Below are 9,108 nucleotides of genomic sequence, written 5' to 3'. Positions count from 1 at the left end.
ATCGTGCGTCCTCCTGTTCGGATTCCCCGGACATCAGGTGCGCGTACTCGGCGTTGCCGCGCAGCAGTTCGTGATGGGTGCCGACGGCGGTGATCCGGCCGCCCGACAGCAGGGCGACGCGGTCCGCGAGCAGCACCGTGGAGGGGCGGTGGGCCACGATGAGCGCGGTGGTGTCCGCCAGGACCTGGCGCAGCGCGGCCTCCACGGCGGCCTCGGTGTGCACGTCGAGGGCGGACAGCGGGTCGTCCAGGACGAGGAACGGGGGCCGGCCGACCACCGCCCGGGCCAGCGCCAGCCGTTGCCGCTGTCCGCCGGACAGGCTCAGGCCCTGCTCGCCGACCCGGGTGTCCGTCCCCTGCGGCAGCGCGTGCGCGAACTCGGCCTGGGCGACGGCGAGGGCCCGCCCCAGCTCCGGCGCGCCGGCCTCGGGACCGGCACCCATGAGGACGTTCTCGCCGACGGAGGCGGAGAACAGCGTCGGCTCCTCGAAGGCCACGGCCACCTTGGACCGCAGTTCCTCGCGCGACATCGCGGTGATGTCCCGCCCGTCCAGCGTGATCCGCCCGGAGGTGACCTCGTGCAGCCGGGGGACGAGCGCGGTCAGCGTCGTCTTGCCGCTGCCGGTGGCCCCGACCAGGGCCATGGACTCGCCGGGGCGGACGTGCAGGTCGATGAGGTCGAGGACGGGAGCGGAGTCGGGCGGGGCGTCGGGGTAGCGGAACCGCACGCCCTCGAAGCGCAGCCCGCGCGTGGCCTCGGGCAGCCGGTCCCGCACGGCCAGGGGGCTCCGGTCCGGCGTGGTGTCGGGAAGCACGGGTGCCTTCGCCGCCGGCCGGGCACCGCTCGCGCCCGGTTCCTCCGGCTCCGCGTCCATCACCTCGAAGTAGCGTTCCGTCGCGGTCGCCGCCTCCTGGGTCATCGCCAGCAGGAAGCCGATGGAGTCCACCGGCCAGCGCAGCGCGAGTGCCGTGCTCAGGAAGGCGACCAGGGTGCCCGCCGACAGCTCGCCGTCGGCCACCTGGACGACGCCCAGCACCAGCGCGGCCCCGATCGCCAGCTCCGGCAGCGTCACGATGACGCCCCAGATCGCCGCGAGCAGCCGGGCCTTGCGCAGTTCGGTCCCGCGCAGCGTCCGCGACAGCTCCCCGAACGCCCGTGCCTGGCTGCGGTGCCGCCCGAAGCCCTTGATGATCCGGATGCCGAGCACGCTCTCCTCGACCAGGGTCGTCAGGTCCCCGACCTGGTCCTGGGCGCGCCGCGCCACCGCCGCGTACTTCCGCTCGAAGACCGCACAGGTCCACATGACGGGCAGGGCGGGACCGAGGATGACGAGGCCGAGCGTCCAGTCCTGCAGCAGCATGATGATCACGCCGACCAGGATCGTCACCCCGTTGACCAGCAGGAACGTCAGCGGGAAGGCGAGGAACATACGCAGCAGCATCAGGTCGGTCGTGGCCCGGGAGAGCAGCTGGCCGGAGGCCCACCGGTCGTGGAAGGCGACCGGCAACCGCTGCAGATGCCGGTACAACTCCGCCCGCATCTCCGCCTCGACGTGCGACAGCGGCCGCGCGACCAGCCACCGCCGCAGCCCGAACAGGCCCGCCTCGGCCACGCCGAGCAGCAGCAGGTACAGCGCGCCGAGCCACACCCCGCCCGGATCCCGGTCCGCCACCGGACCGTCCACCATCCACTTCAGGACGAGCGGGATCACCAGCCCCAGACACGAGGCGACGACCGCGACGAACGCCGCGGTGAACAGCCGCACCCGCACCGGCCGGACGTGGGGCCACAGCCGCAGCAGCGTGCGCACGGCTGAACGGTCAGTAGGGTCCTGGGTGGTTGCACATGTCGTGGGCATCACCGGCGAGCCTACGGATCGGCACCGACGACGCCCACCGAGTTTTGGCCGGACCCGGATCCGCCGTCAGTCCTACGACCTGCGTGTTCGAGGCGCCGGACGGACGGCCTAAGAGGCCACCCGCAGCAGCAGTACGGACCGGGCCGGCACCGTGAGCGCCGCGCCCGCGGGGTGCGTCACGTCCGGTGTCTCGCGCTGCTCCTCCTGGGAGGTGTCCACGACGACCTCGTAGCGCTCCGCCCACGGGGGGCCCGGCAGCACGAAGCCGACGGGACGGTCGCCGGCGTGCACGACGGCCAGGAAGCTGTCGTCCAGGATCGGCGCGCCCCGGTCGTCCCGGCCCGGTATGTCCCGCCCGGACAGATACATGCCGAGGGTGGCCGCGGGCGCGTACCAGTCCCCTTCCGTCATCTCCGTGCCGCGCGGGGTGAACCACGCCAGGTCGCGCAGCCCGTCCGCCGAGTGCGCCCGCCCGGAGAAGAACGCGCGGCGGCGCAGCACGGGGTGCTGGTGGCGCAGCGCGATCAGCCGGGAGGTGAGGTCGAACAGCGCCCGCCAGTTCGGGTCCTCCAGCAGCCCCCAGTCCAGCCAGCTGATCTCGTTGTCCTGGCAGTAGGCGTTGTTGTTGCCGCGCTGCGTACGGCCCAGCTCGTCCCCGGCCACCAGCATGGGCACGCCGGTCGACAGCAGCAGCGTGGTGAGGAGGTTGCGCAACTGCCGCCGTCGCAGCGAGCGGACCTCCTCCTGGTCCGTCTCGCCCTCCGCCCCGCAGTTCCAGGAGCGGTTGTCGTGCGTGCCGTCCCGGTTGTTCTCGCCGTTGGCCTCGTTGTGCTTGCCCTGGTAGGAGACCAGGTCGCGCAGGGTGAAACCGTCGTGCGCGGTGATGAAGTTGACGGAGGCGTAGGGGCGGCGGCCGCCCCAGGCGTACAGGTCGCTGGAGCCGGACAGGCGGTAGCCGAGGTCGCGCACGTCCGGGAGCGCGCCGCGCCAGAAGTCACGGATCGCGTCGCGGTAGCGGTCGTTCCATTCCGTCCACAGGGGCGGGAAGGCGCCGACCTGGTAGCCGCCGGAACCGACGTCCCAGGGCTCGGCGATGAGCTTCACCCGGCGCAGCACCGGGTCCTGGGCGATCACCGCCAGGAACGGGGAGAGCATGTCGACGTCGTGCATCGAGCGGGCGAGCGCCGCCGCGAGGTCGAAGCGGAAGCCGTCCACGCCCATCTCGGTGACCCAGTAGCGCAGCGAGTCGGTGATCAGGCGCAGCACCTGCGGCTGGACGACGTGCAGGGTGTTGCCGCAGCCGGTGTAGTCCGCGTAGCGGCGCGCGTCGTCCTGGAGGCGGTAGTAGCCGCGGTTGTCTATGCCCTTCAGGGACAGCGCCGGGCCCAGCTCGCCCGCCTCCGCGGTGTGGTTGTAGACCACGTCGAGGATGACCTCGATGCCGGCCGCGTGCAGCGCGCGGACCATGCGCTTGAACTCACCGACCTGCTGTCCCGTCGTACCGGAGGCGGCGTAGGCGGCGTGCGGGGCGAAGTAGCCGATCGAGTTGTAGCCCCAGTAGTTCTTCAGACCGCGGCGCAGCAGGTGGTCCTCGTGCGCGAACTGGTGCACCGGGAGCAGCTCCACGGCCGTCACGCCGAGGTTCACCAGGTGCTCGATCGCCGCCGGGTGCGCCAGACCCGCGTACGTGCCGCGCAGTTCCTCGGGGATCCCGGGGTGCAGCTTGGTGAAGCCGCGCACGTGGAGTTCGTAGATCACGGAGTCGGCCCACGGCGTCTTGGGGCGGCGGTCGTCCTCCCAGTCGTCGTCATCGTCGACGACGACTCCCTTCGGGACGAACGGCGCCGAGTCCCGGTCGTCGCGCACGGTGTCCGCCACCTGCTGCTCCGGCCAGTCCCGGACATGGCCGTACACCTCCGGCGGGAGGCTGAACTCGCCGTCCACCGCGCGCGCGTACGGGTCGAGGAGCAGCTTCGCCGGGTTCCAGCGGGCGCCGATCCACGGGTCCCAGCGGCCGTCCACCCGGTAGCCGTAGCGCTGTCCTGGCATCACGCCCGGCACGAAGCCGTGCCAGATCTCGTGCGTGAGCTCGCTCAGCCGTAGCCGTGTCTCGCGGCCCCGCTCGTCGAACAGGCACAGCTGGACCGCCTCCGCCCCGGCCGCCCACAGGGCGAAGTTGGTGCCGGCCACCCCGTCCGGACCCACCCGGAAGCGCGCGCCCAGTGGAGTGGGCGTGCCCGGCCAGACCTGCGGGGCGGGAAGGGTGGGGCGCCGGCCGCCGCTCATCGCGGCGGACCCGGGGCCGGTCTCGACCACCGCGGCCGGCGCGGGGCCCCGTTCGACCACCTCGGCGGCCGCGGGGCGGCTCTCGATCACCGCGGCGGGCGCGCCCCCGCCGTCGACCACCGCGGCGGTCACCGGACCGCTCTCGATCACCGCGGTGGTCCCAGGACCGTGCTCGACCACCGCGGCGGCCGCGGGGCCGCCCTCGACGGCCCACTCCTGAGCCACTGTCTGCTGCTCGGCTGCGCTCGACACCTTGCGGCCCCTTCGTTCGGCTCGTTCGCCCCAGGAGCGCTCCCCGCCGGTTCCGGGCACCCGGCCGGGCCGGCACCCAGGGGTCCGCGGCACGGCCGACCTCCGGCACCGGCACCCCGCGGCACACGGGCGCGGCTCCCCATCGCGTCGTCCTCCCCACTGTTCTGCCCAGCGCTTGCGTCGCACTCACGTTTCCCCAGGGCGGGGCCGGTCGTTGAGTCACCCGTGAGGTATGCACACGGGCGCGCACGGCGCGCGGGGGCCGCGCTGGCCGCCGTACTGACATGGGCAGGACTGCTGGCCGGGGCCGCCGGCTGCACCCCGGGCGGGGGCGGGACCGGGCTTGAGGGGGTGTTCGGAAAATCCAGGGCACCGAAGGAGGTCATCCGCGTCACACCGGACGACGGCGGCAAGTCCGTACGTTCCGGCGACCGGCTGCGCGTGAGGGTGCCCGGCGGGCACCTGGAATCGGTGAGCGTGGTCAGGTCCCAGGACGCCCAGGAAACGCCGGTGACCGGGCACATCAGTGCCGACGGCACGACCTGGGAACCCGATGAGGACAAGCTGGCGCTCGCCGCCAAGTACACCGTCGACGCGGTGGCAACCGACGAGAACGGGCGCCGCACCGCCCGGCACACCACGTTCACGACGTACGTCCCCGACCAGCGGTTCATCGCGTACGTCACCCCGGAGAACCGCGCGACCGTCGGCACCGGGATGATCGTCTCCCTGGCCTTCAACCGGGAGATCGCCGACCGCGCCGCCGTCGAACGCGCCGTCCGCGTCACGGCGAAGCCCGCCGTCGAGATCCGCCCGCACTGGTTCGGCAAGGACCGCCTGGACTTCCGCCCCGAGACGTACTGGCAGCCCGGCACCCAGGTCACCGTGGACCTGCGGCTGCGCGACGTGCAGGGGGCACCCGGCGTCTACGGGCTGCAGTACAAGACGTTCTCCTTCACCGTCGGCCGCAGCCAGGTCTCGCTGGTGGACGCGGCCGACCACACCATGGAGGTACGCCGCGACGGCCGGCTCATCGCCACCGTGCCCATCACCGCCGGGGCACCCGAGCACACCACCTACAACGGGAAGATGGTGGTGATGGACATGCTCGAAGTCACCCGTATGAACGGCCGTACGGTCGGCTTCGGCGGTGAGTACGACATCCCGGACGTCCCGCACGCCATGCAGCTCACCGACTCCGGGACCTTCCTGCACGGCAACTACTGGGCGCCGGACGCCCCGGGGAGCGTCAACGTCAGCCACGGCTGCATCGGCCTGCGGGACGTCAAGGGCGGCAGCGCGGACACGCCGGCCGGCTGGTTCTTCGACCGCAGCCTGGTCGGAGACGTCGTCGAGGTCGTCCACAGCAATGACAAAAAGGTCTCTCCCGACAATGGGCTCGGAGGGTGGAACATGGGGTGGAAGGAGTGGAAGGCGGGCGGCGCGGGCAAGTGACCTGGTGGGGGTCGAGGTTGAGCCGTGGGGGCGGACGGCCGAAGTTGCGACGGAACAGTGACATTCGGCTGACGCGAACCTCAAAACCCGCCAGTTAATATGCGCGCACGAACGTGGTGGGGTGCGGGCCTGACCAGGCCCGCCGAGGGGAGAGCAACTTGAACGTGCGGCCGATATCGGGGGCGTCGGTGGGCGCGCGGGTGCGGGGCCGGAAGAGAGCGGGGGCGCTGATGACCGGCGTCCTCCTCCTGGCCGTCACCGCGTGCGGCGGAGGAGGAGGATCCGACTCGGGGTCCGGGGACGGAAAGGGCAAGGGCCACCCGACCCAGCAGGGCAAGCAGTCGGAGGCCGTCGTCACCATCGCGCCCAAGGACGGGGCGAAGTCGGTCGACACGAGCGGCGCGCTCAAGGTCGGCGCCGCCAAGGGCAAGCTGACCGAGGTCGAGGTCAAGGACGCCAAGGGTGCCAAGGTCGAGGGCGCGATAACCGGCGGCGGCGCCACCTGGACGCCGTCGACCCATCTGGCCGCTTCCACCAAGTACACGGTGCACGCGGTCGCCAAGGACTCCGCGGGCCGTGCGGCGGCCGAGGACTCCAGCTTCACCACCCTGACGCCGCAGAACACCTTCGTCGGCTACTTCACTCCCGAGGACGGCTCCACCGTCGGCGTCGGCATGCCGTTCTCCGTCCACTTCACCCGGGGCATCACCAACCCCGAGGGCGTGAAGAAGGCGATCAGGATCAAGACCGAGCCGGCCGTCGATGTCGAGGGCCACTGGTTCGGCAACGACCGCCTGGACTTCCGTCCCGAGCAGTACTGGAAGGCCGGCACGAAGGTCACCGTCGAGCTGAACCTCGACGGCGTCAAGGGCCGCTCCGGTGTCTACGGCAAGCAGACCAAGACGGTGAAGTTCACCATCGGCCGCAACCAGGTCTCCGTGGTGGACGTCAAGAAGCACACGATGAAGGTCACCCAGGACGGCAAGGTCATCAAGACCATCCCGGTCACCACCGGCAAGCCCGGCTACGACACCTGGAACGGCCAGATGGTGATGAGCGAGAAGCTCACGGTCACCCGCATGAACGGTGAGACGGTCGGCTACGGCGGCGAGTACGACATCAAGGACGTCCCGCACGCCATCCGCCTGACCAACTCCGGCACGTTCATCCACGGCAACTACTGGGGCGGCGGCGCCTTCGGCAATTTCAACGCCAGCCACGGCTGCGTGGGCCTGCGCGACGTGCGCGGCGGCTACAGCAAGAGCGTGCCGGCGGCCTGGTTCTTCAACCACTCGATGATCGGTGACGTGGTGGTCGTCAAGCACTCCAACGACCGGACCGTCGACCCCGACAACGGCCTCAACGGCTGGAACATGTCCTGGGAGAAGTGGAAGGCCTAGCCCTTCGGCGTGAAGGGGCCCGGTGCTGTGACGGACGGCACCGGGCCCTTCGTCGTTAGTGGCCGTTAACCTGCTGCCATGACCGTCACTCTCGAAGTCGCCGAAGGCGTCGGCACGCTGCGTCTGGACCGTCCGCCGATGAACGCGCTGGACGTCGCCACGCAGGACCGGCTCAAGGAACTCGCCGAGGAGGCCACCCGGCGCGACGATGTGCGCGCCGTGGTGATCTACGGCGGCGAGAAGGTGTTCGCGGCGGGCGCGGACATCAAGGAGATGCAGGCCATGGACCACACCGCGATGGTCCTGCGCGCCCGCGGACTGCAGGACTCGTTCACCGCCGTGGCCCGCATCCCCAAGCCGGTCGTCGCGGCCGTCACCGGCTACGCCCTCGGCGGGGGCTGCGAACTGGCCCTGTGCGCCGACATCCGCATCGCCGCCGACAACGCCAAGCTGGGCCAGCCCGAGATCCTGCTCGGCCTGATCCCCGGGGCCGGCGGCACGCAGCGGCTGTCCCGGTTGATCGGCCCCTCCAAGGCCAAGGACCTCATCTTCACCGGCCGGATGGTGAAGGCCGACGAGGCGCTGACGCTGGGCCTGGTGGACCGGGTCGTCCCGGCCGCCGACGTGTACGCCGAGGCGCACGCGTGGGCGGCGAAGCTGGCGCAGGGTCCGGCGATCGCGCTGCGCGCGGCCAAGGAGGCGATCGACACCGGTCTGGAGACGGACATCGAGACCGGACTCGCCGTCGAACGGAACTGGTTCGCGGGGCTGTTCGCCACCGAGGACCGCGAGCGGGGCATGCGCAGCTTCGTGGAGGAAGGGCCGGGCAAGGCCAAGTTCCTCTGACGCCCGCTGAGTTCGTCAGGGCTCCTCCGAGTTCCTCTGATTTTCTGCCTGAACCCTCTTGCAATTGACGCGATGTCTGACCCGGGTCCCTCGATGGGGCGGTTTATGGGAACCTTAAGGCAACCTTAAGTCTGTCTTGTCGAGGGCGCCCGTCGCTTGCCCGTGAGCGCATCGTCCGCGCAGGTCAGACGGGCCGTAGTGGGGCCCGAAATGCCGTCGGCATATGACAATCGGACGGCGCGGAATGGAAGCTTCCGGGGGGCGTATTCTTCCGGAACGCCCCCGGGGGGCGCTTCGGACGGCCATGATGGGGGCATGGCGGGGCTGGAGGGCATCGAACAGCCGCGGGGACACGGCCGTGCGACGGCGGCGCGCTGGTCGCCCGCGGTGGAGGACGAACGGGCGCTCAGAGCGCTCGAGTTGTTCGGCAATCCGACGGAGGCCGAGGTTCCGCTGCCGTCCCGCCCGGAGTCGGCGGCCACCGCCCGCCGGCTCGCCCAGGTCGTCGTCCTGCGCCAGTGGGGGCTCACCCCGAAGATGACCGAGGACGCGGTCTTACTCGTCTCCGAACTCGTCGGCAACGCCGTACGGCACACCGGCGCCCGGGTGTTCGGCCTCCGCATGCGCCGCCGCCGGGGCTGGATCCGTATCGAGATCCGCGACCCCTCGCGCGGCCTGCCCTGTCTGATGCCGGTTCAGGAGATGGACATCAGCGGCCGCGGCCTGTTCCTGGTGGACAAACTCTCCGACCGCTGGGGCGTGGACCTCCTGCCCCGCGGCAAGACGACCTGGTTCGAGATGCGGGTGGCCGACCGGTAGGACGGGTCCGCGGGTCCGCGAAGCCCCGTCGTCGTGGCCTGTCGGGGTCGCGAACACGGCGACCCGTTTCGATCGCCCTTTCGGGTCAATCGGCTGTTTTCTTACCCAACGTGCCTTAAATGGTGCGCGTGACTACGACCGACCGCCGCGGGGCGTTGCGTGCCGGTGCCGGGCTCGTCGCCGGTGGTGCCC

General features: G+C 71.2%; 6 protein-coding genes. 4 read left to right on the top strand and 2 right to left on the bottom strand.

The features are described 5' to 3' along the window. Together IPZ69_RS45175 and glgX are read right to left on the bottom strand one after the other, a co-directional pair. On the bottom strand, positions 1-1,858 hold a 1,858-nt coding region (locus tag IPZ69_RS45175), incomplete at its 3' end, for an ABC transporter ATP-binding protein (protein ID WP_235460738.1). Between the two features lie 108 nt (positions 1,859-1,966). Then, positions 1,967-4,144: a glycogen debranching protein GlgX gene (gene glgX, locus IPZ69_RS45170; protein ID WP_235460739.1), complete on the bottom strand. Its 2,178-nt coding sequence runs from the start codon at positions 4,142-4,144 to the stop codon at positions 1,967-1,969. A gap of 477 nt (positions 4,145-4,621) precedes the next feature. Between glgX and IPZ69_RS45165 the strand changes: the two genes are divergently transcribed. From IPZ69_RS45165 to IPZ69_RS45150, 4 genes are all read left to right on the top strand, one after another. After that, entirely contained in the window at positions 4,622-5,851 is a 1,230-nt protein-coding gene (locus IPZ69_RS45165) for a L,D-transpeptidase (protein WP_235460737.1), read from the top strand. Positions 5,852-6,009: 158 nt separating this feature from the next. After that, complete coding sequence (locus tag IPZ69_RS45160; protein WP_235460736.1) at positions 6,010-7,251, top strand: L,D-transpeptidase; 1,242 nt, start codon at positions 6,010-6,012, stop codon at positions 7,249-7,251. A gap of 78 nt (positions 7,252-7,329) precedes the next feature. Further along, positions 7,330-8,097, top strand: a complete 768-nt coding sequence (locus tag IPZ69_RS45155) for an enoyl-CoA hydratase/isomerase family protein (protein ID WP_235460735.1) — start codon at positions 7,330-7,332, stop codon at positions 8,095-8,097. A 315-nt stretch (positions 8,098-8,412) separates the two neighbouring features. Continuing rightward, a complete protein-coding gene (locus tag IPZ69_RS45150; protein ID WP_308407614.1) occupies positions 8,413-8,916 on the top strand; it encodes an ATP-binding protein in 504 nt (167 codons plus the stop codon). Positions 8,917-9,108 lie beyond the last annotated feature (192 nt).

The sequence above is a fragment of the Streptomyces olivochromogenes genome, assembly GCF_021538895.1.
Classification (GTDB): Bacteria; Actinomycetota; Actinomycetes; order Streptomycetales; family Streptomycetaceae; genus Streptomyces; species Streptomyces olivochromogenes_A.
Note: the sequence above shows the minus strand (reverse complement) of the source record. Positions and strands in the feature narration are given on the sequence as shown.